Raw genomic sequence first — 26,052 nt, forward strand, 5'->3', positions numbered from 1 at the left:
TCGTACAGTGCTGTACGGTTTAGAGCATGCGGCAGAACGACGGCGAAGGCAAGCTCACTCCCGTGAGCACGCGGACGGCCGTGGTGATCGGCGGCGGCATCGGTGGTCTCGCGAGCGCGGTCGCGCTGCGCTCGGCGGGCTGGAACGTGCAGGTCCTCGAACGCAGCGAGGGGCTGCGGGAGGTCGGCGCCGGCATCTCCCTGTGGCCTAACGCGTTGCGCGCGCTCGACTTACTCGGAGTGGGCGACCGAGTCCGCGAGCAAGGCACCATCGAAACGGGTGGCGGGTTCCGCGACCGGACGGGAACGTGGCTCTTCCGGACCGACATGCGCGCGATCGAGGAGCGCTTCGGCCCATCCGTCCTGATCCGGCGCCCCGCGCTGCTCGCGATACTCGCCGACGCGCTACCGCCCGGAACCGTGACGCTGTCGACCGAGGTCACCGGCATCGCCGAGCGGCCCGACCACGTCCGCGTCGAGCATCGCGCCGGACCGACCACCGCCGATGTCGTCGTGGCCGCCGACGGCATCCGCAGCCGGATCCGCGCCCACCTGTGGCCAGGCGCGCGAGGCCCCCGCTACGCCGGATACACGACGTGGCGCTTCGTCACGCCCGTGCTCGACATCGACGCGGAGGTGACCGAGAGCTGGGGCAGCGGGGAGCGGGTCGGGATCTTCCCGCTGGGCGACGGCACGTTCTACTCGTACCAGTCCGCCACGGTTCCGCCCGACAACCGGGTCGGCGACGAGCTGGGCGAGCTGAAGCGCCGGTTCAGCGGCTGGCACGACCCGATCCCCGCGCTGCTCGACAGCGTCACGTCCGCCGACGTGCTACGGCATGACATCTACCGCCTGCCCCCGCTGCGCACGTTCGTCACCCGGCGCGTCGCGCTCGTCGGCGACGCCGCCCACGCCATGACACCGGACCTCGGGCAGGGCGGCTGCACGTCCCTGGAGGATGCCGTCGAGCTCGCCCGCCAGCTCGATGGCCGGCCGGCCGATCCGGCGCACGGCCTGGCCCGCTACGACAGGCTCCGCCGCCCTCGCACCCAGGCCATCGCGCGCCGGTCCGCGATCTCCGGCCGGTTCGGCCAGGCCTCATCCCCGATCGCGGTTCGGCTGCGCGATCGCGCAGCGCGCCTCCTCCCCCACGGCGCGTTCCTGCGCTCCATGGAGCCGGTGTTCGGCTGGCGATGAGAGCGCCACGCACCCCCTCGCCGCGTTCCGCGGAACGCGGCGGGCGCGACCTCCGCACAGGCCGCGCCCGCTCTCATCACGCGCTCACTGCCGCCCCGGGCACCTGCCGGACATGCCATTCGACCGTGCGCTCCATGCCAGCGCGCAGGCTCGTCCGGGCGGACCACCCGAGGTACCGCAGCGCCGGCTCGGGGTCAGCGACGAGGTCGCGATCCCCCTGCCGGTCGGGCAGCTGCCCGAACTTCGGCACGACACGGGTGCCCGTGACGTCGGCGATCAGTGACACGGCGTCACGGATCGACGCCACGTCACCGGTGCCGATGTCCAGGACGCGCCCGAGCGCCGCCGGTTCGACGGCCGCGGCGAGCAGGGCGTCGACGACGTCGTCCACGTACACCCAGTCGATACGGCGCATGCCGCTGGAGAGCCTGGGGGCGACCCCGTGGAGGAAGCCGTCGACGACGTGGGGCACCAACCGCGTGGCGTGCGGGTCGTCCGGGCCGTAGACCATCGCGAGCCGCAGGACGACGACCGGCAGCCCCGCGAGGTCGCGGAACAGGGTCGCGTACGTCGTGGCCGCGATCTTCGACGCCGAGTACGGCGACCGCGCGCCCGAGCCCGGCTCGAGGTCGGAGTGCTCCTCGAGCGAGCCGGCGAGCACCACGCGGCAGCCCGGGACGTCCGCCGCGGCGGCCATCACGTTCACCGCGCTCATGACGTTGTCGTTGAGCATCGGCACCACGAGCGCGAGGCTGCGCCCGCCTTCTGCCCGGCTCGCGAGGTGGATGACGACGTCGGGGCGCACCTCTTGCACGACGGCACGCGTGGCCTTGGCGTCGGTCAGGTCCACGCACCACCACCGGACACCGGCCTGCTTGTGCGGCTGGGTACGGCTGGTGGCGTGGACGTCGGCTCCGCGCGCCACGAGGCGGCGGATCACGTGGCGGCCGATGAACCCCCGGCCGCCGGTGATGAGGTATCGGATCGGTTCAGAACGCATGTGGAGGACCTTCGGGAAAGTGGGCTGCTGGGAACGAGTCACCACGCAGGCGCAGGAGGTCCCCGCCGCGCCGCCCGGATCGTCCAGCCGCACCAGCGCAGCATCGAGCCGCGTCGACCGCTCCGCACCGCGACCGCGCCGACCGACGGCGCGACCGGTGGGCCCACCATGAGCAGCCGGACCGGACGGGACAGCACGTGGGCGAGCAGCTCGGTGAACCGCGCGCTCGCCGCGACCGCGACGACGATGAGCACGGTCACGGCGATCTGCATCGACGTGCCGGGCCCATCGGCGGTGACGACGTGCATCAGCCCGTCCCCACCGACCCCGCCGTGGCCGCCACCGAGCTTCGTGGTGGCGTGCAGCGCGGGCTGCGCGACGAGCACGCCCGCCACCGGGGCGAGAATGCTCTCGTGGCGTCCGGCCAGGTGCAGCCGCAACACGGCCACCACGGCCGCGACGAGCCCGAGGCTCGCCGTGTGGGTCGGGTGCTCCTCGGCGAGCACGTCGAACGCCACGGCAGCGGCGACCGCGATGCCCGCGCCCGCGGCGAGCGAGAAGCGTCCTGCTCCCATTCGCCTCACCGCCTCAGTGTCACCTGGTACCGAGTCTTCACGGCCCAGCTGTGACGACGCTGAACGCCGTCGCTACTCGTCGCGGTTCGCGAGGCAGCCGAGTCCACGCGTCCAGCGGTGGACCCTGCGGTCCCCGTTCCTGGTAGTCAGGAGCGATGAAGGGCCCGAAGGACGTGGAACGGCTGCGCCGGTACTGGGACGAGCACTCCGGCTCTTACGACAGGCAGATGGCGTTCCTCGACCGGAAGGTGTTCGGCGACAGCAGGCAGTGGGTGTGCCGGGACGCGGCCGGGGACGTGCTCGAGGTGGGCATCGGCACCGGCCTGAACCTCGCCTGCTACCCCGGCGACGTCTCGCTCACCGGCATCGACCTGAGCCCCGCGATGCTCGAACACGCTCGTCGCCGCGCCGCGATCAGCGGGCGCCCGGTCACCCTCCAGGTCGGCGACGCCCACCGGCTCGAGTTCCCCGACGCCTCGTTCGACACGGTGGTGTGCACCTTCGCGCTGTGCGCGATCCCGGACGAGCGCCGCGCCATCGCCGAGATGTGGCGCGTGCTGCGGCCCGGCGGGCAGCTGCGGCTGGCCGACCACGTCGTCAGCACGTCCGGGCCGGCACGGCTGCTCCAGCGGCTGCTGGAGCTGGTGACGATCCCGACCGGTGGGGAGCACTTCCGGCGCAGGCCCGTCCTCCACGTGCGCGAGCTGGGCTTCGTGGTCGAGCGGCAGGAGCGCTTCAAGCTGGGGATCGTGGAGCGCGTAGCCGCCCGCAAACCCGCGTAGCACTAGAGCTCGACTTCGTGATCTTGCTGGTCGAGGCGGGGAACGTGGACAGCCACCGCGCGGCGGGTGTTTCGGTGTTGTTGCCGGGTCCCGTTCGCCGGTGGCCGCGCCCATGATCCGAAGTATCGGTTGCTCATGGCTGTGCCGGCAGCAATGAGCACCCGCTACTCGCGATCTTCCCGTGCATGATCCGGAGTTTCGGTTGCTCATGGTCGTGCGAACAGCCGTGGACAACCGCTAGTTCGGATCATGCCCGCCACCGGCCGAGCGGCCGGGGTGGGTCAGGCGCGATCGTGTCGATCGGGTCGAGTCTGGTCGGGCCGCTGCCGGTGGGCGCGCCGTTCCCGGCCCGGGCCGCCCGGCGCCCGCCCCGCGGTCCGGGCCTCGGCGGTGCTCCCTCCCGTTCACCTCGACCCCGTCGCCGTGCGGGGGTGGCTGGGTTGGGTGCACTACCGGACCCTGGGGTGGCGTGGGCGGCCGTCCCCGACTGGGGGGCACGCCCGTTCTCGACGAGACCACCGCGGCTTGGGTGCCACGCAACCGGCTGTGGTCCCGACCCTCCACGCCCCAGCCCTCTCGCAGATGTTCGAGGCGAGACCATCCCGCGGGCAGGGCCGCGGGCGGGTCCGTGATCAGCCGGAACGGGACACCAACCGCAGGGGATGCAGCTCAGGTCCCGATCCCGCTGATCACGCCCCAGCTTCCCGGGGCGGCCAGAGGCGCGAACGGGACCACAACCGGTCGCGTGGCACCCAAGCCGCGGTGTTCTCGTCCGGAACGGGCGTGCCCCCGCGTCGGGGACGGCCGCCCACGCAACCACATGATTCGGTAGTGCACCCAACCCAGCCAGTCCCGCAAGGCGACGCGAGCGAGGTGAACCGGCGGGAACACAACGGCGGCCGGGGCTGGTGGGCGAGCGCCGGGTGGCCCGGGCCGGGAACGGCGCGCCCACGAAAGCGTCCGGCACCCGGCCGCACCCCCTGGGGGTGTTCCGCGGAACGCAGCGCGACCGGAGCGGTGATCAGCGGCTCGGCGCGAAACCCGACGCCCCGCGTCGGGAAAGGCGCCGGTCTGGTGATCACAGGCCGATGCCGGGTCGCCCCGGGCCCTGTGTCGCCCGGCGCGCTCGTTCTCGGCTGGCGCGCCCGGTCGACGGGGTGGCTGACCAGGTGCATCGACCGGCACGCGTTGCACCGGTGGCGGCTCCGCCGTGCCGAGATGCTCCCCCAGCCCTGCGATCAAAAAAACGATCACGAAGTCCGGCTGTGTAGTAGTGCCCTATACCCGTATGGGGCACGATGGCCGCATGGACTCCATCCCACCGCTCAGGATCCGCGACGCGTGGTCCACCGACGGCCCGGTGCTGACCCGGATGGTGCGCGGCTCCGGCGCCTACGACGGCGAGTACCGCGTGATGGTCGCACCGCTGCTCATCGACGACGCCTACCTCGCCGCGAACCCCACAAGGGTGTGCGTCGACGACAAGGGCACGATCGCCGGCTTCGCGAGCCTGCTGGTGCCAGGACGCGGGGTCGCGGGCGAGGCCGAGCTCGATTACATGTTCGTCGCCGACGATCAACAGGGGCGCGGGATCGGACGGTTCCTCTTCGCCGACATCGTCGCCATCAGCAGGGAGATGGGCGTCGGACGCATCCACATCGTGTCGCACCCGCCCTCGGAGGGGTTCTACCTGTCGGTCGGCGCGCAACGGGTGGGCGAGATCCCGCCGGCCGGCCGGGTCACATGGATCCGCCCGTACCTGCACCTCGACCTCGCGCTCGACGGCGCCTCGCGCTGAGCCCGCCGTCCGGTCCACAGGAAGGATTCCGCGGCACGGGCTCGACAACCGCCGTTCTAACGAGCACGATCTATATCGACACCCATCGATTAATGAGGTGTGCGATGGCAGAGCAGACCGACACCGCGATCCGCGAGTCCGTCCGGGCCCACTACGCCGCCGCGGCGCGCTCAGCCGCGGGAGAGCACGAGCAGGGCGGTGCCTGCTGCCCTCCGGGCGGCTGCGGGTCAGACAGCGTCGACGTCTCCTTCGGCGGGCAGCTCTACGACGCGACGGAGACGGCGGGCGTTCCGGCCGCAGCCGTCGCGGCATCGCTCGGATGCGGGGTGCCGACCGCCGTTGCCGACCTGCGCCCCGGCGAGGTGGTGCTCGACCTCGGTTCTGGCGCGGGGGCGGACGTGCTGATCTCCGCGGGCCGGGTCGCCCCCGGTGGTCGGGCGTTCGGACTGGACATGACCGACGAGATGCTCGAGCTGGCCCGCCGCAACGCTGCCGCGGCCGGCGTCGACAACATCGAGTTCCTGAAGGGCTATCTGGAGGACGTCCCGCTACCCGACGGCAGCGTCGACGTGGTGATCTCCAACTGCGTGATCAACCTCGCCGCGGACAAGGCTGCGGTCCTGCGGGAGGCAGCTCGGGTACTGCGGCCCGGCGGCCGGTTCGCCGTCTCGGACGTGATCGCCGACCCCGACGTGGATGCCGCGACCCGCACCGACCCGGACAGCTGGGCCGCGTGCGTGGCCGGAGCCATGACCCGCGCCGAGTTCGAGCAGGCACTCGACGCCGCCGGACTCACCGGCGTGGAGATCACCGAGACCCACCGCGTGCACGAGCACGCCGCGGCGGCCATCGTCAGGGCGTACAAGCCGCTCGGTCCGAGCGCACTTGCATCCGGTACCCAGGTACAGATTTAGCGTGGTTGCAGGGCCCGATCGGCGGGCCCGGACGGAGGCGAGTGCGATGAGTGGCGATGGATGGGCACCGGTCGATGCCTGCACGCTGCCGACCCCGGAGCAGCCGCTGCGCGAGGCCGAGTTCGATGCGTTGTTCGCGACGGCCCTGCGCAGGATCGAGCGACCGGAGCCGGAACGGCTGCGGCTGACGTTCGACGCGGATGCCGAGGTCGAGGACTTGGTCGCCCGCGAGTCCTCGTGCTGCTCGTTCTTCGACTTCGAGCTCGCCAGTACGTCGGACGGCCAGGTGCTGGACGTGCGGGTGCCCCCGGCGCGGGTCGCGGTGCTGGACGGGTTCGCGCGCCGCGCCGCGGCGTGAGCGGGACGTTGCGGTCGGGCCAACTGGCCGAGACCGCAGGGGTGAACGTGCAGACGCTGCGCTACTACGAGCGCCGCGGCCTGCTCCCCGAACCGCGGCGCAGCCTGGGCGGGCACCGCGAGTACGACCAGGAGGCCGTCACGGTGCTGCGCGTCATCCGCGGGCTGGCCCGGCTCGGGTTCACGCTCGCCGAGATCGCCGAGCTGATCGAGGTCGGCTCGCATCGCGGCCCACGGCCGGGGCTGCGCGCCGCGGCGACGGCCAAGCTGGCCGAGGTCGACGCGAAGATCGACCACCTGACACAGGTCCGCGCCGGCCTCACCGCCGTGCTCACCGCGGAGTGCAGCGACCTCACCGAGTGCTCGTGCAACCCGGCCTGCCCGATTCCCTTCGGGGAGATCAACGGCTAGATCGCCGGCTTTCAGCGCTGCGCTGCTCGGATGACGCCGTGGATGGCCTGCTCGATTCGGCTCGCCGCCTGGTCGGGGTCGGGCCGGCCGGCGTCGAGCCAGCTGATGACCGCCTCGATGGTGAGGGCGGGGATCAGCTGCGCCGCCCATTCCAGCCACGGCCCGTCGGGGATCTCCGCCCGCAGGTTCTTCCGCGCGACGTCGATGGACTGGCTGGTCATCTGGTCGACGAGCTCGCGGAACTCCGATTCGCGCGCTGTGTGGCGGAACAGGAGACGGAAGGCGTCGGGGTCGGCCGAGGCGGCGAGCAGGAGGTTCGGGATGGCCCGGTCGTCGAACTCGTCGCTGCCGACGCGCGCCTCCAGCCGATCGCCCGCCCGATCGAGGACAGCGCGGTACAGGTCGGCCTTCGAGTCGAAGTGCCGGTACAGCAGCACGCGAGTGATACCTGCCTCTGCCGCGACGTCGTCCAGCCCGGTGGCCGCGAACCCGGCGCGGGCGAACGCGCGGGTGGCGGCGTCGAGGATCTGCTCGCGCCGGTCCGCCCGGCGCAGCCTGCGCACCGGCGCGGCCTGCTCGGCCGCCGCTTGCCCTTCACCCATGGACACCACCTCTGCTTGTGTACGCCGAAGTACACAAGTATGTTGTTTACTTGCAAGTCTACAAACTGTAGTGAACTTGGAGGTCGTGGTGACGAGTGCGGTCCAGCTGCCGTTCGAGCAGCCCTGTCCGTTCCAGGCCGCGCCGCTGCTGCGAGAGCTGCAGACGGCCGGGCCGGTGCACCGGATCCGCACGGCCGTCGGTGCCGAGGCGTGGTTGGTCACCGGATACGAGCACGTGCGCCGCCTGCTCGACGACGACCGGCTCGGGAGATCGCACCCGGAACCGGCCAACGCGGCACGTACCGGGGAGTCGGCGCTGTTCGGTGGGCCGTTGGGGGACTTCGAGACCGAGCACGCCGACCATGCGCGGATGCGATCGCTGATGCAGCCGCACTTCGCACCCAAGCGCATGCGCGCGCTGCGCCCGCGCGTCGAGGCGCTCACCGCCGGCTTGCTCGACGAGCTGGCCGAACACGGATCACCCGCGGACCTGAACGAAGCGTTGGCGCTGCCGCTGCCGATCGCGGTGATCTGCGAGCTGCTCGGGGTGCCCTACGAGGACCGGGCACAGTTCCGGGCCTGGACCCAGGCGGCCGCCGACGTGCAGGACCGCGCGCGTTCGGAGAGGGGCCTCTACGACCTGTTCACCTACGGGCAGGAGCTGGTCGCACGCAAGCGCCGGGAGCCGGGCGACGACGTGATCTCGCGGCTGAGCACGGCGGAGGGGATCGGGGACGACGAGGCGGCGGGGATGGCGATGTCCCTGCTCTTCGCCGGGCACGAGACCACGGTGGTGGCCATCGGCATGGGCGCGGTCCAGCTGCTGACCAACCCGGCACAGTGGCAGGCCCTGCTCGCCGATCCGACCCGGATCGGCCGTGCCGTGGAGGAGATCCTGCGCACCGAGGGCCTTGGCGGCGGCGGGATCCCCCGGTACGCCCGCAGCGACCTCGAGATCGCGGGCGTCAGCGTCCGCGCGGGCGAACTGGTGCTGCTCGACACGGGCGCCGCGAACCACGACGGCTCGGTCTTTCCCGATCCGGACCGGTTCGACGTCGGCCGCCACGACGCCGGTCACATGACGTTCGGCCACGGCGCCCACTACTGCATCGGAGCGCCGCTGGCCCGGCTCGAGCTGGAGGCCGCCTTCTCCCAGCTGATCCCGCGCTTCCCCACGATGCGCCTGGCCGTCCCGGTGGAGGAGCTCGTGCTGAACACCCGGACACTGACCGGCGGATTGCTCGGGATCCCGGTGACGTGGTGACTGGTGACGTGACGAGGGCCGAGTCGGGGGTGCGGCAACCGGTCTTCGCCTCAGACGGGTGTGCTGGTCAGCGGCGCGGTGACCTGCTGGGAGATCAGTCGAGCGGCGCGGTGCACGTCGTCGATGGTCGTCCAGCGGCCAAGGGACAGCCGCAGCGCGGCGCTGGCGCGGTCGGCGGGCAGGCCCATGGCGAGCAGGACCTCGGACGGGGTGTCGACGCCTTCGTGGCATGCGGACCCGGTGGAGGCGGCGAGCTCGGGCAGGGCGGCGAGCAGGGCGCGGCCGTGGATGCCGTCGATGCTGACGTTCAGCGTGCCGGGTAGCCGCTGGGTGGGGTGGCCGTTGAGGTGGACCCGGTCGAGAAGGAGCCGCTGCAGCTCGTGGTGGAGCAGGTCCCGCAGTCCTGCCAGGCGATGCGTGCTGCCGGGGAGCTCGGCGGCGGCGAGGGCGGCGGCCTGGCCGAGGGCGGCGATGAACGCGACGTTCTCGGTGCCCGCTCTCAGCCCGTGCTCCTGCCCGCCGCCGTGGATGATCGGCTGCATCGGAACGCCGGTGCGGATGTAGAGGGCGCCGACGCCTTTGGGTGCGTACATCTTGTGCCCGACCACGGTCAGCAGGTCCACCCCGAGTTCGTCGACGTCGAGGGCGACCTTCCCGACGGCTTGAGCGGCGTCGGTGTGGAACACCGCACCATGAGCCCTGGCGATGGCGGAGAGCTGCGAGATCGGCTGCAGTGTGCCGGTCTCGCTGTTGCCGTACGCGATCGACACCAGCGCGGTCGCGCCCGTGATTCCGGCCTGCAGGTCGGCGGGGTCGACGCGACCGAACTGGTCGACCGGGAGGTGGGTGACGACGAAGCCCTCGGCCTGCAGGCTGTGGCAGGCCTTGAGCACGGCGGGGTGCTCCGTGGGCAGGGTTATCACGGCGCGACGACCGGTGGGTGCGGCGAGGGCGGCGCCGCGGAGGGCGAGCGTGTCAGCTTCCGACCCGCCGCCGGTGAACACGATCTCCTGCGGCTGCGCGCCGAGCAGCTCGGCGAGCTGATCTCGGGCGCGTGCGACGGCGGCGCGTGGGGCGTCGGCGTAGTGGTGGCCACTGGAGGGGTTGCCGAAGTGCACAGCCAGGTAGGGCAGGGCAGCGTCGAGGACGGCCGGATCGACCGGTGTCGTGGCGTTGTAGTCCAGGAAGATCGGCCCATCGGCCAGGGCAGGGTGGGTCATCAGGCTCCTCGGAGGGTCGACGCCTGCCGGCTGGCCGATTGCGGTGTCACTGCAATCTCCCTCGGCTCGTCGCCCGGTCGGTGTGGGTTTCGTACATGCGCACCGCGACGGCGCCCCCGGACGCTGCGGTGAGCGCGGCGACGGCCCACACGGCGGCGGTGAGGCCGTACGCGTCGGCGATCAGCCCGGCGACGAGGGCACCGACGACGAAGCCGCCGTCGCGCCACAGCCGGTAGACCCCGACCGCCCTGGCCCGCCATGCGGGATGGGCGACGTCGCCGACCGTGGCGAGCAGGGTGGGGTAGACCAGTGCGGTGCCCGCCCCGAGCAGGACGACCGCCACTGCCCAGACGGAGAAGGAGTCGCCGATCGCGACGAGGGCGAGGGCGAAGGCCTGCAGGAGCTGCCCGATGACGATGAGCGGTTTGCGGCCGGTGCGGTCCGACAGCGCGCCGGTGACGAGCTGTCCGAATCCCCACACCGCCGGGTAAAGCGCCGCGAGCACGCCGATCTGCGCGACCGGCAACCCGGCGCGGGCGAAGAGCAGCGGGAGCAGACCCCAGGCCACGCCGTCCATCAGGTTGTTGACCATGCCGGCATGGCTCGCAGCGGACAGCGCAGGCTCGCGGTAGCTGGTCTGGGCCAGTATCTCGCGGCTCGACAGGCCTGCGTGCAGGTGCGCGTGCCGCCCGTCCGCGCGTCCGACGTGGTTGGCCGCCTCGAGGCGGGCGTGGTCGCGGGTCTCCCGCACGACGATCGTGGACAAGCCGAGCCCGAGCGCGGCGTAGGCGATCCCGAGGAAGAAGGGCTCGGGGCGCAGCCCGTGCCGGGCCGCGATGTAGCCCGTTGCCAGCGCGGTCGCCGCCACGGCGACGTACCCGGCGGCCTCGTTGAGGCCCATCGCCATCCCACGCCGAGCCGGGCCGACGAGGTCGATCTTCATGACCACGGTGGTGGACCAGGTCAGGCCCTGGTTGAGCCCGAGCAGCACGTTGGCCGCGATCACCCAGCCCCAGGTGGGCGCCCAGATCAGCAGCAGCGGGACGGGCAGCGCGATCAGCCAGCCGGCGACCAGCACCGGCTTGCGCCCGTAGCGGTCCGACAGCGCGCCCGCCGCGTAGTTCGCGACGGCCTTCGTGGCACCGAACGCCAGGATGAAGGTCAGCACACCCGTGTAGTGGGTGAGCCCGAACTCGGACTCCGCCAGCAGCGGCAGCACCGTCCGCTCCTGCCCGTACATGCCGCCGACGAGCGCGTTGACGGCCACGAGCAGCACGAACTGGGCGAGGTTCTCCCGAAGCCCCAGCCGAGCGGGCCCGTTCACGACCCCTTTTCCAGGGCCAGGCCGGTGGCATCGGCCCATTCACGCGGCCCGCCGCGCAACACCGCCAGGTCGTGGTGCCCTGCGCGTTCGAGCAGGCTGGCCGCGCCCGCGGCGCGTTCCCCGTGCCCGCACATCACCAGCGTCGGCGCGCCCGTCAGCTGCGGGGCGGTTCGAGGCAGTGCACCCAGCTCGACGTGCAGGGCGCCGGGCAGGTGCCCCGCGGTGAACTCGGCGTCCTGGCGGACGTCGAGCACCTGCCGGTACGCGTCGATCTCCCCGGGGTGCACCACCCGGGTGCTCGCGGTGGGCTGCCCGGCCCCGGTCCAGGTGTCCATGCCGCCGGCCAGCTCACCGACCAGCCGCTCGATGCCGATGTTCACCGCCTGCCAGACCAGCTCCGCACCGTCCTGATCGGCGTTGCGCACGACGACGATGGGCACGTCGGCCGGGACGAGCCAGCCCAGCCAGGTGGCGAACTGGGCGCGCAGCGGGATCGAGATCGCTCCCGGGATGTGGGCGCGGGCGTAGTCGGGCACCGGGCGGGCGTCGACCGCGACCGCCCCATCGGCGCGCAACTGCTGCACCGCCGCCACCGGCAGCGGGTCGAGCCGCCCGGTGGCAGGGTCGAGAACCGCCGGACCACGCCGGTTGATCTCGGCCAGCCGCCGGAAGTAGTGCGGGTAGCTGCCCAGCGAACCCAGCAGCCGATCGACGAAACGGTCCTCGTCGTCGATACCGAGCAGCGGGTTCGTGGCCAGTTCAGCGCCGATCGTCGACGTCCGTTCGACGCCGGGCGGCGCCGAGCAGAACGACCCCGCCCCGTGCGTCGGCCACACCGCCGTCTCCCCCGGCAGCCGCGAGAGCCGTCGCAGCGACGCGAACTGCGCCCTGGCCAGCTCTTCGGCGCGCTCCGGTCCGAGCAGGTCGGTGCGCGCCGCCGATCCGACGATCAGCGACCCGCCGGTGAACACCCCGGCCGGGCGTGCACCATCGGCCAGCAGGAACGACAGGTGCTCATCGGTGTGACCGGGCGTCGACAGCGCGGTCAGCCTCAGCCCACCGACGTCGACCTCGTCCCCGTCGCCCAGCCCACGGTGCTCGAACCCTCGTCGCCCTGCGGCCGGGGCCAGCACGGTGGCGCCGTCGTCGTGCGCCAGCTGCACCGCACCGGAGAGGAAGTCCGCGTGCAGGTGGGTGTCGGCGACGAACCGGAGCCGCAGCCCGGCCTTCTCCGCCGCCGCGCGCACGCCGCGCAGATCCCGCGGCGGATCGACCACCAGAGCCGCACCGTCGCCGAGATCGACCAGGTAGCTGGAGTTGCCCAGACCTTCGTCGACGATCGCCGTCACACCGACGCCGGTCGCTGTGGTGTCGTTCATGCCGCCTCCTGGCATCCCCGGTGACGCTCTTCTACACTGTTCCACGGAATATTGGAGGAGTCCATGGGTGATGCGGGACGCAAGTCGGAGCTGTTCGAGCAGCTGGCCCGTGTGGGCAAGGCGCTGGGCAGCGGGAAGCGGCTCGAGCTGCTCGACCTGCTCGCCCAGGCGCCGCGCGGCGTGGCCGATCTCGCCGCGGCCGCGGGGCTGGGGCTGACCACCACATCGGCCCACCTGCAGACGTTGAAGCAGGCCGGCCTGGTGGCCACCAGCCGGGAGGGCACCACGATCCGCTACCGGCTCGCGGACGATGACGTGGCCGGCTTGTTCGCACAGCTGCGTTCCGTCGCCGCGGCGCGCCTGCCCGACGTGGAGGCGGCGCGGGTCCGGTACCTCGGGCTCGACGACGGGGAGGACACCGAACAGGTCGACCGTGAGGAGCTGCTGCGGCGCGTCGAGGCGGGCGAGGTCGTGGTACTGGACGTACGGCCCGGCGCGGAGTTCGCGGCCGGGCACATCCCCGGAGCGGTGTCGATCCCGATCGACGAGCTGCCCGACCGGCTGTCCGAACTGCCGGCCGATGTCGAGGTCGTCGCCTACTGCCGAGGCGCGTACTGCGTGCTCGCGCACGATGCCGTGCGCCTTCTGGGCGCCAACGGCCTGCGCGCGGTCCGCCTGTCGGAGGGGATGCTCGAATGGCGACTCGCGGACCTGCCGGTCGCCGTGGCGTCGTAGAGCCGGATGTCGAATCGGCGGCGGCCCCGAACGTCATCGGGATGGAGCCGCCGCGGCTCCACAGCCGAACGCTCGAGGGAGCAGCGATGAACCCGACCATGAACGCGATCGACATCGTCGTGTCCGACCTGGACGCCACGATCGGCTTCTACCGGCATCTCGGACTGGAGTTCGCGATCGACCCGAACATGCCCGACCACGCGGCCTGCGATCTGCCGAGCGGGCTGCACCTGATGCTCGACACCGAGGAGCTGCGCGGCAAGACGCTGCCGAGCTGGAGCCGCCCCACCGGTGGGCCGCGCAACTTCCTCGCGTTCGAGTTCCCCGACCCCGCCGCGGTCGACGCGAAATACGCCGAGCTCACCGCCGCCGGCTACCGAGGCCTCCAGGAGCCGTGGGACGCGTTCTGGGGGATGCGTTACGCCACCGTCGCCGATCCCGACGGCAACGGTATCGACCTGTACGCCGGGCTGGCCACCGACCAGGAGGGGAACGCGTGAAGTACGTGCTGATGTTCGCCGAGACCGCGCAGTACGCAGAGGATCTCGCCGCGATGAGCGACCCGGAGCGCCAGGCGGCCTACGACGAGGTGGGGCGCTGGTTCGCCGACAACGCCGCGCGGATCACCCACCACGTCCACCTGCGGCCCCCGCACACCGCCACCACGATGCGCAAGGTGGACGGCCACGCGGAGGTGACCGACGGGCCGTTCGTCGAGGGCAAGGAGATCGTCAGCGGGTTCGTCGAGGCCGAGGTGGCCGACCTGGACGAGGCGCTGGCGATGGCCCGCTCGTGGCCCGGCTGCCCGATCATCGAGATCCGGCCCGCCGACGCATGAGCGCGTGAGTCGTCCACAGGACGAGCTGGCCCGCGTGGTGCGCGACCACGCGGGCCGGCTCGCCGCGTCACTGGTGCACCTGCTCGGCGACTTCTCCGCGGCGGAGGACCTGGTGCAGGACGCGATCGAGGCCGCCCTTCGGCGCTGGCCGGACGAGGGCGTCCCGGACCGACCCGACGCGTGGCTGTTCACCGTCGCGCGCAACCGCGGGCTCGACGTGCTGCGCCGCCAGGTCCGCTACCGGGAGAAGCTCACCCAGCTCCAGTGGCCCGCCCCCGAGGCACCGGACGATCGGCTGCGGCTGCTGTTCACCTGCTGCCACCCCGCGCTCCCGCGGCAGGCGCAGGTCGCGCTCACCCTGCGCACGATCTGCGGCCTGACGACACCGCAGATCGCCGCGGCGTTCCTGGTGCCCGAGTCCACGGTGGCGCAGCGGATCACCCGGGCCAAGCGCAAGATCACCGAGGCCGGCATCCCGTACCGCATCCCGTCCGACGCGGAGCTGCCGGAGCGGCTGAACGAGGTGCTCACCGTCGTCTACCTGCTCTACAACGAGGGCTACCTGTCCTCGACCGGCGACGGGGCGTGGTCGCGGCGACTCGCAGAGGACGCCGAGTGGCTCGCCTCCTCGCTCGCATGGACCCTCCCCCGCGAGCCCGAGGTCATCGGGCTGCTCGCGTTGATCCGGCTCCACCAGGCCCGGGCCTCCGCCCGGTTCGACGCCGACGGGCGGATCGTGCTGCTGCCCGACCAGGACCGGGCTCGGTGGGACCACCCCGCGATCGCCGAGGCGGGCCAGCTCATCGCCCGCGCCGCCGCGTTCGGTCGCCCCGGCCCGTACCAGCTGCAGGCCGCGATCGTCGCCTGCCATGCCGAGGCCCCGCGGTGGGAGGACACCGACTGGGCGCAGATCGTCGTCCTCTACGACATGCTGCTCGCCCTCGCTCCGTCACCGGTCACGCGGCTGAACCGGGCGATCGCCCTGCGCTACCTCGCGGGGCCCGAAGCGGCCGTGCGCGAGCTGGACGGGCTCGCCGAGCACCTCGACCGGTACCCGCTCTTCCACGCCACTCGCGCCGAGCTGCTCAGGGCCGTCGGTCAACCGGAGGAAGCGCGGGAGGCCGACCGCCGTGCGCTCGACCTCACCGCGAACCCCGCTCAGCGCGCCCTCCTCGAGGGGCGCATCAGCTGGACGTGACGCGCCCGAGGAAGGAGAGCATCCTGTCCTGCTCGTCGCTGCCAGCGGGCGGCGTGACCTCCGGCCCGAAGAAGCCTGGGCGACGCACGACGTTCGAGCGCGCCCAGTCGAACGCCACCGTGACGAGCGCCGGGTCGAGCCGCACGTCCATCCCGAGCGCGTGCCCGATGTCCCAGGTGTGCGTCACGATGTCGGCGGTCACCAGCGTGACCATCGCGGCGAGCGGCACCTCACCGATGCCAGTGATCGACGTCGTCCGAGCGAGCGCCTCGGGCGTCAACGTCGGCACCGACTCGGCACGCGCCGCCCGCCAGACCGCGACCGGGTCCGGACCAGCCAGCTCAGCCGGGTGCGGTGCGCCCGGAGCGCCCCGCCGGTCCGCGTAGTCCGTGCCCGTCGCCCAGGCCCGCATCTGGCGCTGCCCCCAGATCACGTGGCCCGCGACGTCGCGCACCGTCCACTCCGTGCACTCCGATGGCGCGTCCCACTGGTCCGGTCGCACCGCGGCCAGCACCGCGTCGAAGTCGTCCTGGGCCTTCCCGTAGCCCTGCATCGCGTCCATGACCGTCCTTCCGCTCGAGCAACTGACACCCCGGAGACGAACTGGCGGCGGCCGATTTCGACAGCGGTACTGAAATCCACTCAAGTACGCTAAAGTTCTCTTTGCAAGTCCATCTGAGGGAAGTTGAGATGACACAGCTGTACTCCGTCGAGGAAGTCGCGGCGCTGCTCGGGCTCCACGTGAAGACCGTGCGGGGCTACGTGCACGACGGCCGGCTCGATGCCGTCCGCATCGGCCGGCAGTACCGGATCGCTGCCGACGCGCTGGAGGCGTTCACCGGCCGGGCCGCGACCCCGCCGCGACGGAAGGCGGAGGTCGAGGTGTCGAGCATCGTCCAGATCGACGACGTCGACCGCGCGCTGGCCGACCGCATCAGCACGCTCGTGATGAGCAGCCTGAACAGCGGGCCGAGCGACGACGGCCGGTTGCGCCTCGAGACGGCCTACGACGCGGGGAGATCACGCATGAAGCTCATCGTTCTCGGTGGGCCCGAGAGCACGGCCGAGCTGCTCCGGCTCGTCGCCGCATTGTTGGAGGACCGGTCATGACCAGCATCTACACCTCGCCTGCGGGCGCCCGCACCATCGAGGCGAAGTACGGGGAGCTGCTCGCGGGCTGGCCGGTGCCTGCGCAGCACCAGCGCGTGCCCACCCGCGAGGGCGAGACGTTCGTCGTCGCGTCGGGCCCGGCCGATGCCCCGCCGCTGGTGCTCCTGCACGGCTCCGGGTCGAACGCCCTGATGTGGACGCCCGACGTGGCCGCGTGGTCCGAGCGGTTCCGCGTCTACGCGGTGGACCTCATCGGCGAGCCCGGTCTCAGCGCGCCCGCGCGTCCCCCGCTGACGTCCGGGGCCTACCCGCTGTGGCTCGGCGATGTCCTCGACGCGCTCGGCGTCGCGCGGGCGTCCGTCGTGGCGGTCTCGCTGGGCGGCTGGCTGGCGCTCGACTTCGCCACCCGGCACCCCGAGCGCGTGGAGCGGCTGGTGCTGCTGACCCCGGCGGGCGTCGCCAAGGCGAAGGTCGCCGGGGTGCTCGGCGCCGTGCTGCTGAAGCCGTTCGGCGAGTGGGGGAAGCAGAAGTCGGTGGAGCTGCTACTGGGGCCGGAGGTGCGCAGGCAGCAGGGATCCGCCGAGTTCGTCCGGCTCATGTCCCAGCACTACCGGTACCGCCGGGAGCCCGTACCGGTCGTCGACGACGCCGCCATGCAGCGCGTGACCATGCCGACCCTCGCGATCCTCGGCGCACGCGACACGTTCATCGACACGCCCCGCACCGCGGCACGGCTCGCCCGGCTCGTGCCGTCGGCCACCGTTCGGGTCCTACCCGAAATCGGGCACCTCCTGCCGGCGCAGACCACGCCGGTACTGGAGTTCCTCACCTCCCCCTGACGCGGAGGTGGGCGCGCTCCCCCTGCCCGCCGAACAGCACGAGGATCTCGGCGGGACCCGGGCCTGCGGACGCCATCCAGTGCGGGAGGTGCGTGTCGAACTCGGCGGCCTCACCAGGACCGAGCACGAGGTCGTTCTCACCGAGCACCAGCCGGAGCCTGCCGTCGAGGACGTAGAGCCACTCGTACCCCTCGTGGGTCTTCGGGTCGGGGTCATCCTGGCGGGCCGGGATGATCAGCTTGAAGGCCCGTACCCCACCCGCCCGCGTGCTCAGCGGGATGTGCGTCATCCCGTGGCGGCGCACCGGACGGAAATGCACGCGCGGGTCCCCGGTCTGCGGCGCCCCGACGAGCTCGTCGAGCGCCACGCCGTAGACCCGCGCGAGCGGCAGGAGCAGCTCCAGGTTCGGCCTGCGTCCCCCGCTCTCGAGCCGCGAGAGCGTGCTCGCCGAGATCCCGGTCGTCGCCGCGACGTCGGTGATCGTCAGGTCACGGCGCTTGCGAATTGCCCGCAGCCGCGGCCCGACCGCGCCGAGCACGACATCCAGTTCCTCGTCCACCGGTCCATCGTGCCGGAACGGCACGCTGTCGTGCTATACCTGCAACACGGCGTCGCGGGCCAGCCGGTCGGCCCGGCGCGTGGTCTCCGGCAGCCGGTGCCGGGAGAGCCGGAGCACGTGGTCGCACGCGGCGTCGAGCGCGATGCGGTGGCCGACGGACACGAACACCGGCCGGACGCCGTGTTGCGTGCGCAGGGCCCTTCCGACCACCTCGTCGCCGTCGACCTGCGGGGTCCAACACCCGCGCGCGGGCTTCGGCATCTCGAACGGCACCGGCGGTGTCTTCGCCACCCCGATCGTCGGCAGTCCGGTGAGCAGCCCGACGTGGCAGGCCAGGCCGAAGCGGCGCGGGTGCGCGACGCCAGCGCCGTCGCACACGATCAGCTCCGGGGCGGTTTCGAGGGCCTCCAGCGCGGCGGTGACGGCGGGCAGCTCACGCAGGGCAAGGAACCCCGGCTCGTACGGATGGCAGGCGCGGCCGCGGGCGGTGCGGGTCTCGACCGGTCGCAGCGTGGTGGCGTCCAGCACGACGACCGCGGCCACCACGTCGTCGGTGCCCTCGCGGTGCGCCACGTCGATGCCGGCCACGGTGCGCGGATCCGAGGGACCGGACCCGGTGGCGTCGACGAGCGAGCTCAGCTTCTCCTGCTGCGCGGCGGCCTCGTCGAGCGTGGTCGGCGGCGGCCCGAGGGGATGCAGGTGCACGTCGGCGGAGGCTATCGGCTCCCCGCCCCGAAAGGGGGGCTTTCCCTACCGCGGCTTCTGCGGTACGCGGGCTACGGTCCGGCCCGTGACCAGCCTGGGCGTCGGGGGTTCGCTGCTGCGGGCCTGGGTGGCCGCCGCGGTCGGGCTGCTGCTCGCGGTGGACCTCGTGGCGGTGGCCGGGGCGCTGGTACTGGCCGTGGTGCCGCAGACCGCGCCGTTCGAGTCCCGCTGGTTCGGGCCTGATCCACCACTCGCGCAGCTCGGACTGAGTGCCACCGCCCTGTTGGCCCTTCCGCTGCTGGTCAGAGGTCGTGAGTGGATACGCGCGCTGGAGCACGCGTATCCACTCACGACGGCACGGCGGGCCCTCGACGAACAGCGGCGACGGATCGAGCGCGACCTGCACGACGGCGCGCAGCTGCGGCTCACCGCCGTCACGATGGCGCTGGGGGTCGCACGCGTCGAGGACGACGAGCGGGCGGTGCGTGCCCAGGTCGACCGCGCCTACGACCAGGCCCGGCTGGCGCTGGCCGAGCTGCGCGAGCTGGTGCACGGCCTGCACCCGCGGGACGGCCTTGGACCGGCGCTCGCCGCGCTGGCCGAGCGATCCGCCGTCCCGCTCGACGTCGACGTGGACCTGTCCGCGCGGCCGCCCGCGGCGGTCGAGGCGGCGGCCTGGTTCGTCGCGAACGAGGCCGTCGCGAACATCGCCAAGCACAGCGCGGCCGGCCGGGCATGGGTGCGGTGCAGCCGGCGGTCCGGCGTGCTGCACATCGAGGTGGGCGACGACGGCCGTGGCGGCGCCGACCCTCGCGGCACGGGCCTGTCCGGCCTCGCGGAGCGGGTGACGGCGCTCGGCGGACGGCTGCGGGTGCACAGCCCGCGGGGCGGGCCAACCGTGATCCGGGCGGAGCTGCCGTGCGCGCGGTGATCGCCGAGGACTCGGTGCTGTTGCGCGACGGGCTCGCCCACATCCTGCGGCGCTCCGGGTGCGAGGTGGCCGCCGAGGTCGGCGACGCGGACGCCCTGGTCGCCGCGGTCGAGTGCGAAGCCCCTGACGTCGCGGTCACGGACGTGCGGATGCCGCCCCGGTTCGCCGACGAGGGCCTCGTCGCCGCGCTCGAGCTGCGCAGGCGCAGGCCCGGATTCCCGGTGCTCGTGCTCTCCCACCACGTCGAGCACGAGTGCGCCGCGGAGCTGGTCCGCACCGGCGCAGGTGTCGGGTACCTGCTGAAGGACCGGGTCGGCGAGGTGGCGGAGTTCGTGTTGGCGGTGCGAGAGGTGGCGAGCGGCGGCACCGTGCTCGACGCGGAGGTCGTGCGCAGGCTGCTCACCCGCTCCCCCGTCGCCGCGCTCACCCCGCGCGAGCGCGAGGTGCTCGCGCTCGTCGCGCAGGGGCGGTCGAACGCGGCCGTCGCGCGTCGACTCGTCGTCACCGAAGCGGCGGTGGCGAAGCACGTCAACGCGATCCTGACCAAGCTCGACCTGCGGCCCGCGCCCGACGACCACCGCCGGGTGCTGGCGGTGCTCGCCTTCCTGGGTGTTCACCGGAACGCGGCCAGCTCGAGGTGAATCGCCGTCGCCGGTACCCCGAGCCTGCGGAACCCCGCGGCCAGGCCGGTGGTCATCGGCTCCGGACCGCACAGGTGGACGTCGACGTCCTCCAGCCGCCCCACCGTGGCCGCGATCCGCTCCGCGGTCGGCCGGCCGGAGTCCGAGGTCACGACGAGGTGCAGGCGCAGCCCTCCGTAGCACTCGAGCTCGCTGCGGAACAACGCGTCCTCGGCGCGGCGCACGACGTAGAAGAGGTCGACGCGGCGGCCGGGTCCACCGGCGCGCAGGCGGCTGAGGAACGGCGTGATCCCGATGCCTCCTGCCACCCAGATCTGGCGCGGCCGCCTGCCCGCGTGGGCCGGCATCCCGTAGCCGCCCTCCACGGTGGCCCGCCTGCCGGGTACGAGCTCGCGGTGCACGCGGGCCGTGAAGGGCCCCGCCGCGCGGATCGTGAGCCGCAGCGCCTCCTCCGACGGCGCGCTGCTCACGGTGAACGGATGCGGCTCGCGCAGGCCGCGCTGGTGGAACGTCACGAAGGCGAACTGGCCGGGCCGGAACGCGAGCCTCCGCCCGCGCGGGGACAGGGTGACCTCCACCGTGGCGGGGTCGAGGCGGCGCACCGTCCGCACCAGGTAGGCCCGCCGCGGCCGCACGAACCGGGCCAGCACCAGGGTGTGGCCGTATGCGATGGCGCCTGCGACGTAGGCGGCCGACAGCAGGAGGAACGGGCCGGGCGCGGCGTCGACGACCTGGTCGACGAGTAGAGCGTGCGCAATGCTCACCAGGAAGAAGACACCGACGAGCCGGTGCGAGCGCCGCCACGCGGCATACCGCATCCTGCGGACGACGCAGAGCACCACGAGCACCGCGAACCCCGCGGCCGCGATGAGCCCGGACGGAGCGCCCCCTGGTGACGCGAGGGTCCACGGGACGGCGGCGACGTGCAGCGCGAGGAACGCGAACCCCCACGTGCCGGCGCGGCGGTGGGCCCGGTACACCCGGTCCAGCCCGCCGAAGAAACGCTCGAGCCACCGCGCCCTCGTGGCCAGCACGAGGGCCGTCGCGAAGAGCAGCACCGCGGTGGAGCCCGCGGCCTCCCCCACCACCTGCCGACCGCCGCCATGCGGAGGGGACGCCGCCCACAGAACGCCGTTGAGCACCGGGAGCGCGGCGACCGCTACTGGCCCGATCCTCATCGCCGGGCCGCGACGGCGAGGCCGAGCGAGACGGCGCCGGTTCCGATGTGCACCAGCGCGTCGGTGTGGTCGAGCAGCCCGAACCGCGCGACGACGCCGAGCACCACCCAGAACGCGCCGAGCGCCGCGACGACCCTTGGCGTCGGCCTGCGCGCGCCCCACTGCACGAACGCCGCCCCGGAGACGAGGTGCAGCGCTCCGTGCACGTACTCGGGATGCGCGAACGGCGCGAGCTCCGGGATCGGGATCATGCGCAGCACCCCCACCACGAGGAAGCCGACCCCGAGCACGAGCGACCAGATCCGCAGCGCGAGCAGCATGGGTCGACCTCACCGCGCTGGAACCGGCGAATCACCAGTGCAGGCATCCGGAACGGGGGTGGTGCCGGGGTTACCGCCGATCGGTGGCCGCGGCGAGCCGCTCCGCCAGCTCCCGGACGTGCGCGACGAGCTCCGGGGGCTCGTGCACGTCGAACGGGAAGCCGAAGAGCCCGACGTAGAGGGCGAGCTCGTCGAGGGAGTTCGAACCCGCGTGCAGGGTGCAGGACCGCTCGTCGATCGCGTCCAGGGTGCCGACCGTCGGCGCGATCCGGTCGGCCGCGACCTCGATCGGGACATGCAGGGTGACGCGGGCCCGGTAGCGGTAGGCCCGCGTGGTGATCCCGCGCCCGACGTGGCCGGGAAGGTCCGCCGGCAGCTCGCGCGGGACGAAGCGGGGGCCGGTCGGGATGCGCGGGCGGAGGCGGTCGACCCGGAACGTCCGCCAGCCGCCGCGGTCGAGGTCCCACGCGAGCAGGTACCAGCGCCGTCCGCCGTGGACGAGCCGGTGCGGCTCGGTGCGGCGCAGGGTCTCGCCGCCGTCCTGGCCGCGGTAGTCGAACCGCAGCTGCTCGTGCGCCCTGGCCGCGGCCGCCACCGCCATCAGCACGTCGGGGTCGACGGCCGCGGCACCCGGCGGGATCGTCACGGTCACGGCGTGCAGCCCGTCGACGCGGTGCCGCAGGCGGGACGGCAGCACGGTCTCCAGCTTGGTCAGCGCTCGCAGCGACGCCTCCTCGATGCCGGCCACGCCGCCGCTCGCCGCGGTGCGCATCCCGACCGCGACGGCGACCGCCTCGTCGTCGTCGAGCAGCAGCGGCGGCAGCCGGGTGCCCGCGCCGAGGCGGTAGCCGGCCACGCCGCGCGCGGCGTGGACCGGGTAGCCGAGCGCGCGCAGCTTGTCGACGTCCCGACGGACGGTGCGCACGTCGACGTCGAGGCGCTCGGCGAGCTCGGCGCCCGGCCACTCGCGCGGCGTCTGCAGGAGCGACAGGAGGCGGAGCAGGCGCGCGGAGGTCTCCAACATGCCCCGGACTCTCCCTCCTGGTTAGGGCCGAATTTGTCCTAACTGGAGGATAGTGTCGTTCCCATGACCGAGGACATCAGCCCCTTTCGCATCGACGTCCCGCAGGCCGCGCTCGACGAGCTCGCCGCGAAGCTCGACGCCACCCGCTGGCCGGCCCCGCTGCCCGGTGACGGCTGGGACACGGGCGTGCCGACGAAGTGGCTGCGCTCGCTGGCGGAGCACTGGCGCTCCGGCTACGACTGGCGTGCGGCCGAGCGGGAGCTCAACGCGATTCCCCAGTTCACGACCACCATCGACGGGCAGAACATCCACTTCCTGCACGTGCGGTCGGCCGAGCCCGGCGCGGTGCCGCTGGTCCTCACGCACGGCTGGCCCGGCTCGATCGTGGAGTTCCTCGACCTGATCGGTCCGCTCACCGACCCGGCAGCGCACGGCGGCGACCCGGCCGACGCGTTCCACGTGGTGATCCCGGCGCTGCCCGGATTCGGGTTCTCCGGCCCGGTGGCCGACAGCGGCTGGACGGCGAAGCGGATCGCGCGGACGTGGGCCGAGCTGATGCGCAGGCTGGGCTACGAGCGGTTCGCGGCACAGGGCGGGGACATCGGCTCCGGGGTGTCCCTCGAGCTGGGCCGGGTGGCGCCGGACCGGGTGCTCGGCGTGCACATCAACGGCAGCGCCGACAGCCTGCCCCCGCTCCCGATGCCCGACGAGGAACGCGCCTCGCTCACCGATCTGGAGCGGGACCGGGTGGCCAGGGTCGAGGCGTTCATGCGGGAGGAGTTCGGTTACATCGCGATCCAGTCGACCCGTCCCCAGACGATCGGCTACGGGCTGGTCGACTCCCCGGTCGCGCTGCTGGCGTGGATCATGGACAAGTTCCGGGAGTGGACCCACCCGCGGCACGTGCTGCCCGACGAGATCATCGACCGCGACCGCCTGCTCACCAACGTGATGCTCTACTGGCTCACCGGCACCGCGGGCTCGGCCGCCTACGTCGGCTACGCACAGGGCGAGGGCTGGGAACCGCGGGCGAACTCAGGGGTGCCGACCGGGGTGATCGTGTTCGCCCACGACATCGGCATCCGCCGCTACTCGGAGCAGTCGGCCACGATCGTGCGCTGGACCGACGTCGACCGCGGCGGCCACTTCGCGGCGCTGGAGGAGCCGGAGCTGCTGGTGACGGACGTGCGGGAGTTCTTCCGGACGCTCCGCTGAACTCGTCACCGGCCAGCCACCCCGTCGACCTGGCGCGCCACCCGAGAACGAGCGCACCGGGCGACACGGGGCCTGGCCGGCCTGGAGGGAGCCTGTGATCGTCAGATCGGCGCCTTTCCCGACGCGGGGCGTCCGAACCGCTGATCACCGCTCCGGTCGCGCTGCGTTCCGCGGAACGCCCCCAGGGGGTGCGGCCGGGTGTCGGACGCTTTCGTGGGCGCGCCGTTCCCGGCCCGGGCCACCCGGCGCTCACCCACCCGTTCCTGCTGATCACGGACCTGCCCGCGACCCAGCCCCAGGGGGTGGTTTCGCCTCGATCATCCGGGAGAAGGGCTGGGGTGTGGAGGGTCGGAACCACAGCCGGTCGCGTGGCACCCGAACCGCGGCGGTCTCGTCGAGAACAGCCGTGCCCCCCAGTCGGGGACGGCCGCCCACGCACCCCCAAAGTTCGGTAGTGCACCCAACCCAGCCACCCCACAAGGCAACGGGCCGAGGCGAACCGGCGGGAACACACGCAAGGCCCGGACCGCGGGGCGCGCACCAGGGGGCCGGGCCGGGAACGGCGCGCCCACCGGCAGCCGCCCGACCGGACCGACCCGATGGACCGACACGATCGCGCCACCCCGGCCGCTCGACCGGCCGCGGGCATGATCCGAACTACCGGTTGTCCACGGCTGCCCCGACGACCATGAGCACCCGAAACTCCGGATCATGCACGGGAAGATCGCGAGTAGCGGGTGCTCATGGCTGCCGGCACAACCATGAGCAACCGATACTTCGGATCATGGGCCGCGGCCACCACCGAACGGGACCCGCCAACAACACCGAAACACCCGTCGCGCGGTGGCAGTCCACGTTCCCAGCCTCGACCAGCAAGATCACGAAGTCGAGCTGTAGTACTAGGTCTCGACGGCCACTGTTGCCGGGCGGTGGTCGGTGGCCCGCTCGTCGCGCCGCTCGCCGGTGCCGACGCGGCGGGCCGCCCACGCGTCGTGCTCGATCCGTCCCGAGCCGGGGGTCTTCCGCACGCCCGCGCCCGCGGCCATCGCGGGCGACAGGATGATGTGGTCGAGCAGTATCCGCTTCTGCGGTTCCTCGGTCACGAAGTCGTCGAACACCGCGCTGTAGCGGAGATCGGCCGGCACGTCGACCAGTGCGTGCCCGAAGAGGGTCTCGGGCCGGTACGAGGAGCCGACCAGCAGGTCGGTGACGTTGTGGGCGAGGTACTGCTGCTCGAACAGGTCCCGGCCCGGCCCGTCGTTGAAGTCGCCGAGCACCACGATCGCCGCGTCCGGGTCCTCGTCGAGGCGGGCGTCGAGGTACTGGCGCATCCGCATGCCCTCGTTGGCGATGCGGCGCCGGTTCTGCAACGCGGACCTGACGAACTCGATGCGACGAGCGGGGTCGCGCCACATCTGCTCGCCCCGGTTGATGAAGTTCGACTTGAGGTGGGCGACGACGATCGCGAGGGGGTTGCCGTCGAGGGTGAGCCGGCAGACGAGCGGGTCGCGGGTGAACTCGTACTCGTTGACGAGACCGTCGCCGTCGACGTCGACGAGCCACGGCTCGATCAGGCCGGCGAGCCCCGCGGGCGGCACGAGCTCCGCCTCGACCGCCGTTCTCGCCAGCAGCGCGAGCTTCTGGGATCCGCCGCTGTCGCCGAGCAGGAACCGGTACCGGCCTGCCAGGTGCGTGTCGAGGAACAGCGCCAGCTCCGCGGCCCGACTCGGGGCCTCCTGCAACGCGACGACGTCCGCGTCCAGGTCCGCGATCAGGCCGGCGAGCAACCCCGCCGCCTGTTCCGTGTCGCACTCCACGCCGTCGCGCACGAACGTCGGGCGCCACGCCGCACCGTCCATGCGGTCGGGCGCGAACCAGTCGTTCATCCACTCGCCGTTGACGGTGGCGATCACGAACCGCGCCACGCCGGCCTCCCC

The 26,052-nt window shown here is 72.7% G+C and carries 29 protein-coding genes; 16 read left to right on the forward strand and 13 right to left on the reverse strand.

The annotated features are described in order from the left end of the window. Positions 1-26 precede the first annotated feature (26 nt). On the forward strand, positions 27-1,196 hold the full coding sequence (locus K1T35_RS38535; RefSeq protein WP_220256628.1) for an FAD-dependent monooxygenase: 1,170 nt from the start codon (positions 27-29) through the stop codon (positions 1,194-1,196). A 76-nt stretch (positions 1,197-1,272) separates the two neighbouring features. On the opposite strand, the gene K1T35_RS38540 is transcribed toward K1T35_RS38535, so the two are convergent. Beyond that, positions 1,273-2,196, reverse strand: a complete 924-nt coding sequence (locus K1T35_RS38540) for an NAD(P)-dependent oxidoreductase (RefSeq protein ID WP_220256629.1) — start codon at positions 2,194-2,196, stop codon at positions 1,273-1,275. A gap of 38 nt (positions 2,197-2,234) precedes the next feature. Then, the gene (locus tag K1T35_RS38545) at positions 2,235-2,771 is read right to left on the reverse strand and encodes a hypothetical protein (protein ID WP_220256630.1); all 537 of its coding nucleotides are present in this window, start codon (positions 2,769-2,771) and stop codon (positions 2,235-2,237) included. A 155-nt stretch (positions 2,772-2,926) separates the two neighbouring features. Here K1T35_RS38545 and K1T35_RS38550 point away from each other — a divergent pair, with 155 nt between their 5' ends. The 5 genes from K1T35_RS38550 (at position 2,927) to K1T35_RS38570 (ending at position 7,033) form a co-directional block, all read left to right on the forward strand. Continuing rightward, positions 2,927-3,553, forward strand: a complete 627-nt coding sequence (locus tag K1T35_RS38550; protein WP_220256631.1) for a class I SAM-dependent methyltransferase — start codon at positions 2,927-2,929, stop codon at positions 3,551-3,553. 1,306 nt (positions 3,554-4,859) lie between these two features. Further along, a complete protein-coding gene (locus K1T35_RS38555; RefSeq protein WP_220256632.1) occupies positions 4,860-5,351 on the forward strand; it encodes a GNAT family N-acetyltransferase in 492 nt (163 codons plus the stop codon). A 104-nt stretch (positions 5,352-5,455) separates the two neighbouring features. Next, positions 5,456-6,265 carry an arsenite methyltransferase gene (gene arsM / locus K1T35_RS38560; RefSeq protein WP_220256633.1) on the forward strand — a complete coding sequence of 270 codons (810 nt, stop codon included), beginning with the start codon at positions 5,456-5,458 and terminating at the stop codon, positions 6,263-6,265. A 46-nt stretch (positions 6,266-6,311) separates the two neighbouring features. Continuing rightward, positions 6,312-6,623, forward strand: coding sequence for a hypothetical protein (locus tag K1T35_RS38565; protein ID WP_220256634.1), 312 nt, complete (start codon positions 6,312-6,314; stop codon positions 6,621-6,623). Beyond that, positions 6,620-7,033, forward strand: a complete 414-nt coding sequence (locus K1T35_RS38570; protein WP_255621196.1) for a MerR family transcriptional regulator — start codon at positions 6,620-6,622, stop codon at positions 7,031-7,033. Before K1T35_RS38565 ends, K1T35_RS38570 begins: the two co-directional genes overlap by 4 nt. 11 nt (positions 7,034-7,044) lie before the next feature. On the opposite strand, the gene K1T35_RS38575 is transcribed toward K1T35_RS38570, so the two are convergent. After that, positions 7,045-7,635: a TetR/AcrR family transcriptional regulator gene (locus tag K1T35_RS38575; protein WP_220256636.1), complete on the reverse strand. Its 591-nt coding sequence runs from the start codon at positions 7,633-7,635 to the stop codon at positions 7,045-7,047. Positions 7,636-7,723: 88 nt separating this feature from the next. On the opposite strand from K1T35_RS38575, the gene K1T35_RS38580 reads away from it, so the two are divergent. Then, on the forward strand, positions 7,724-8,899 hold the full coding sequence (locus tag K1T35_RS38580; RefSeq protein WP_255621197.1) for a cytochrome P450: 1,176 nt from the start codon (positions 7,724-7,726) through the stop codon (positions 8,897-8,899). Between the two features lie 50 nt (positions 8,900-8,949). Here the strand turns inward: K1T35_RS38580 and K1T35_RS38585 are convergent, their stop codons facing one another. From K1T35_RS38585 to K1T35_RS38595, 3 genes are read right to left on the reverse strand one after another with little or no spacing between them, the layout of a single operon-like run. After that, positions 8,950-10,119: a cysteine desulfurase family protein gene (locus tag K1T35_RS38585; protein ID WP_220256638.1), complete on the reverse strand. Its 1,170-nt coding sequence runs from the start codon at positions 10,117-10,119 to the stop codon at positions 8,950-8,952. A 46-nt stretch (positions 10,120-10,165) separates the two neighbouring features. Beyond that, complete coding sequence (locus K1T35_RS38590; RefSeq protein WP_220256639.1) at positions 10,166-11,482, reverse strand: MFS transporter; 1,317 nt, start codon at positions 11,480-11,482, stop codon at positions 10,166-10,168. Then, positions 11,440-12,822 carry a rhodanese-like domain-containing protein gene (locus K1T35_RS38595; protein WP_220256640.1) on the reverse strand — a complete coding sequence of 461 codons (1,383 nt, stop codon included), beginning with the start codon at positions 12,820-12,822 and terminating at the stop codon, positions 11,440-11,442. Before K1T35_RS38595 ends, K1T35_RS38590 begins: the two co-directional genes overlap by 43 nt. A 63-nt stretch (positions 12,823-12,885) precedes the next feature. On the opposite strand from K1T35_RS38595, the gene K1T35_RS38600 reads away from it, so the two are divergent. The 4 genes from K1T35_RS38600 to K1T35_RS38615 all read left to right on the forward strand — a co-directional run bounded on the left by K1T35_RS38600 (position 12,886) and on the right by K1T35_RS38615 (position 15,593). Further along, positions 12,886-13,557, forward strand: a complete 672-nt coding sequence (locus K1T35_RS38600; RefSeq protein WP_220256641.1) for an ArsR family transcriptional regulator — start codon at positions 12,886-12,888, stop codon at positions 13,555-13,557. An 86-nt stretch (positions 13,558-13,643) separates the two neighbouring features. Beyond that, the gene (locus tag K1T35_RS38605) at positions 13,644-14,057 is read left to right on the forward strand and encodes a VOC family protein (protein WP_220256642.1); all 414 of its coding nucleotides are present in this window, start codon (positions 13,644-13,646) and stop codon (positions 14,055-14,057) included. After that, positions 14,054-14,395, forward strand: a complete 342-nt coding sequence (locus tag K1T35_RS38610; RefSeq protein ID WP_220256643.1) for a YciI family protein — start codon at positions 14,054-14,056, stop codon at positions 14,393-14,395. The genes K1T35_RS38605 and K1T35_RS38610 overlap by 4 nt, the downstream gene beginning before the upstream one ends. Positions 14,396-14,399: 4 nt before the next feature. Further along, a complete protein-coding gene (locus K1T35_RS38615) occupies positions 14,400-15,593 on the forward strand; it encodes an RNA polymerase sigma factor (RefSeq protein ID WP_255621198.1) in 1,194 nt (397 codons plus the stop codon). Here the strand turns inward: K1T35_RS38615 and K1T35_RS38620 are convergent. Beyond that, positions 15,580-16,155 carry a TIGR03086 family metal-binding protein gene (locus K1T35_RS38620; RefSeq protein ID WP_220256644.1) on the reverse strand — a complete coding sequence of 192 codons (576 nt, stop codon included), beginning with the start codon at positions 16,153-16,155 and terminating at the stop codon, positions 15,580-15,582. The two genes, K1T35_RS38615 and K1T35_RS38620, sit on opposite strands and share 14 nt — an antisense overlap. A gap of 128 nt (positions 16,156-16,283) precedes the next feature. Here K1T35_RS38620 and K1T35_RS38625 point away from each other — a divergent pair, with 128 nt between their 5' ends. Together K1T35_RS38625 and K1T35_RS38630 are read left to right on the forward strand one after the other, a co-directional pair. Beyond that, positions 16,284-16,703 carry a helix-turn-helix domain-containing protein gene (locus tag K1T35_RS38625; RefSeq protein WP_220256645.1) on the forward strand — a complete coding sequence of 140 codons (420 nt, stop codon included), beginning with the start codon at positions 16,284-16,286 and terminating at the stop codon, positions 16,701-16,703. Beyond that, entirely contained in the window at positions 16,700-17,542 is an 843-nt protein-coding gene (locus K1T35_RS38630; protein WP_220256646.1) for an alpha/beta fold hydrolase, read from the forward strand. Before K1T35_RS38625 ends, K1T35_RS38630 begins: the two co-directional genes overlap by 4 nt. On the opposite strand, the gene K1T35_RS38635 is transcribed toward K1T35_RS38630, so the two are convergent. Both K1T35_RS38635 and K1T35_RS38640 read right to left on the reverse strand, forming a co-directional pair. Further along, on the reverse strand, positions 17,529-18,101 hold the full coding sequence (locus K1T35_RS38635) for a helix-turn-helix domain-containing protein (RefSeq protein WP_220256647.1): 573 nt from the start codon (positions 18,099-18,101) through the stop codon (positions 17,529-17,531). The two genes, K1T35_RS38630 and K1T35_RS38635, sit on opposite strands and share 14 nt — an antisense overlap. Before the next feature lie 33 nt (positions 18,102-18,134). After that, positions 18,135-18,806, reverse strand: a complete 672-nt coding sequence (locus tag K1T35_RS38640; RefSeq protein WP_220256648.1) for an endonuclease V — start codon at positions 18,804-18,806, stop codon at positions 18,135-18,137. 85 nt (positions 18,807-18,891) lie between these two features. On the opposite strand from K1T35_RS38640, the gene K1T35_RS38645 reads away from it, so the two are divergent. Both K1T35_RS38645 and K1T35_RS38650 read left to right on the forward strand, forming a co-directional pair. Continuing rightward, positions 18,892-19,737, forward strand: coding sequence for a sensor histidine kinase (locus K1T35_RS38645; protein ID WP_220256649.1), 846 nt, complete (start codon positions 18,892-18,894; stop codon positions 19,735-19,737). Next, a complete protein-coding gene (locus tag K1T35_RS38650; protein WP_220256650.1) occupies positions 19,725-20,378 on the forward strand; it encodes a response regulator transcription factor in 654 nt (217 codons plus the stop codon). Before K1T35_RS38645 ends, K1T35_RS38650 begins: the two co-directional genes overlap by 13 nt. Here K1T35_RS38650 and K1T35_RS38655 read toward each other — a convergent pair. The 3 genes from K1T35_RS38655 to K1T35_RS38665 all read right to left on the reverse strand — a co-directional run bounded on the left by K1T35_RS38655 (position 20,351) and on the right by K1T35_RS38665 (position 22,900). Then, positions 20,351-21,556, reverse strand: a complete 1,206-nt coding sequence (locus K1T35_RS38655; protein ID WP_220256651.1) for a ferric reductase-like transmembrane domain-containing protein — start codon at positions 21,554-21,556, stop codon at positions 20,351-20,353. The genes K1T35_RS38650 and K1T35_RS38655 overlap by 28 nt on opposite strands. Continuing rightward, positions 21,553-21,876 (reverse strand): hypothetical protein, encoded by a 324-nt coding sequence (locus K1T35_RS38660; RefSeq protein ID WP_220256652.1) that lies wholly within the window; start codon positions 21,874-21,876, stop codon positions 21,553-21,555. The genes K1T35_RS38655 and K1T35_RS38660 overlap by 4 nt, the downstream gene beginning before the upstream one ends. A 70-nt stretch (positions 21,877-21,946) precedes the next feature. Continuing rightward, positions 21,947-22,900 (reverse strand): YafY family protein, encoded by a 954-nt coding sequence (locus K1T35_RS38665; protein ID WP_220256653.1) that lies wholly within the window; start codon positions 22,898-22,900, stop codon positions 21,947-21,949. Positions 22,901-22,963: 63 nt separating this feature from the next. On the opposite strand from K1T35_RS38665, the gene K1T35_RS38670 reads away from it, so the two are divergent. After that, entirely contained in the window at positions 22,964-24,115 is a 1,152-nt protein-coding gene (locus K1T35_RS38670) for an epoxide hydrolase family protein (protein ID WP_220256654.1), read from the forward strand. Between the two features lie 899 nt (positions 24,116-25,014). Here K1T35_RS38670 and K1T35_RS38675 read toward each other — a convergent pair. Further along, positions 25,015-26,040: an endonuclease/exonuclease/phosphatase family protein gene (locus K1T35_RS38675; RefSeq protein WP_220256655.1), complete on the reverse strand. Its 1,026-nt coding sequence runs from the start codon at positions 26,038-26,040 to the stop codon at positions 25,015-25,017. Positions 26,041-26,052: the final 12 nt, after the last annotated feature.

This window comes from Pseudonocardia sp. DSM 110487 (assembly GCF_019468565.1).
Classification (GTDB): domain Bacteria; phylum Actinomycetota; class Actinomycetes; order Mycobacteriales; family Pseudonocardiaceae; genus Pseudonocardia.

Coding starts and splice junctions, on each gene's coding strand:
- K1T35_RS38535 (WP_220256628.1), top strand. CDS start 27: ATGCGGCAGAACGACGGCGAAGGCAAGCTCACTCCCGTGAGCACGCGG.
- K1T35_RS38540 (WP_220256629.1), bottom strand. CDS start 2,196: ATGCGTTCTGAACCGATCCGATACCTCATCACCGGCGGCCGGGGGTTC.
- K1T35_RS38545 (WP_220256630.1), bottom strand. CDS start 2,771: ATGGGAGCAGGACGCTTCTCGCTCGCCGCGGGCGCGGGCATCGCGGTC.
- K1T35_RS38550 (WP_220256631.1), top strand. CDS start 2,927: ATGAAGGGCCCGAAGGACGTGGAACGGCTGCGCCGGTACTGGGACGAG.
- K1T35_RS38555 (WP_220256632.1), top strand. CDS start 4,860: ATGGACTCCATCCCACCGCTCAGGATCCGCGACGCGTGGTCCACCGAC.
- arsM (WP_220256633.1), top strand. CDS start 5,456: ATGGCAGAGCAGACCGACACCGCGATCCGCGAGTCCGTCCGGGCCCAC.
- K1T35_RS38565 (WP_220256634.1), top strand. CDS start 6,312: ATGAGTGGCGATGGATGGGCACCGGTCGATGCCTGCACGCTGCCGACC.
- K1T35_RS38575 (WP_220256636.1), bottom strand. CDS start 7,635: ATGGGTGAAGGGCAAGCGGCGGCCGAGCAGGCCGCGCCGGTGCGCAGG.
- K1T35_RS38585 (WP_220256638.1), bottom strand. CDS start 10,119: ATGACCCACCCTGCCCTGGCCGATGGGCCGATCTTCCTGGACTACAAC.
- K1T35_RS38590 (WP_220256639.1), bottom strand. CDS start 11,482: ATGGGCCGATGCCACCGGCCTGGCCCTGGAAAAGGGGTCGTGAACGGG.
- K1T35_RS38595 (WP_220256640.1), bottom strand. CDS start 12,822: ATGAACGACACCACAGCGACCGGCGTCGGTGTGACGGCGATCGTCGAC.
- K1T35_RS38600 (WP_220256641.1), top strand. CDS start 12,886: ATGGGTGATGCGGGACGCAAGTCGGAGCTGTTCGAGCAGCTGGCCCGT.
- K1T35_RS38605 (WP_220256642.1), top strand. CDS start 13,644: ATGAACCCGACCATGAACGCGATCGACATCGTCGTGTCCGACCTGGAC.
- K1T35_RS38620 (WP_220256644.1), bottom strand. CDS start 16,155: ATGGACGCGATGCAGGGCTACGGGAAGGCCCAGGACGACTTCGACGCG.
- K1T35_RS38625 (WP_220256645.1), top strand. CDS start 16,284: ATGACACAGCTGTACTCCGTCGAGGAAGTCGCGGCGCTGCTCGGGCTC.
- K1T35_RS38630 (WP_220256646.1), top strand. CDS start 16,700: ATGACCAGCATCTACACCTCGCCTGCGGGCGCCCGCACCATCGAGGCG.
- K1T35_RS38655 (WP_220256651.1), bottom strand. CDS start 21,556: ATGAGGATCGGGCCAGTAGCGGTCGCCGCGCTCCCGGTGCTCAACGGC.
- K1T35_RS38660 (WP_220256652.1), bottom strand. CDS start 21,876: ATGCTGCTCGCGCTGCGGATCTGGTCGCTCGTGCTCGGGGTCGGCTTC.
- K1T35_RS38665 (WP_220256653.1), bottom strand. CDS start 22,900: ATGTTGGAGACCTCCGCGCGCCTGCTCCGCCTCCTGTCGCTCCTGCAG.
- K1T35_RS38670 (WP_220256654.1), top strand. CDS start 22,964: ATGACCGAGGACATCAGCCCCTTTCGCATCGACGTCCCGCAGGCCGCG.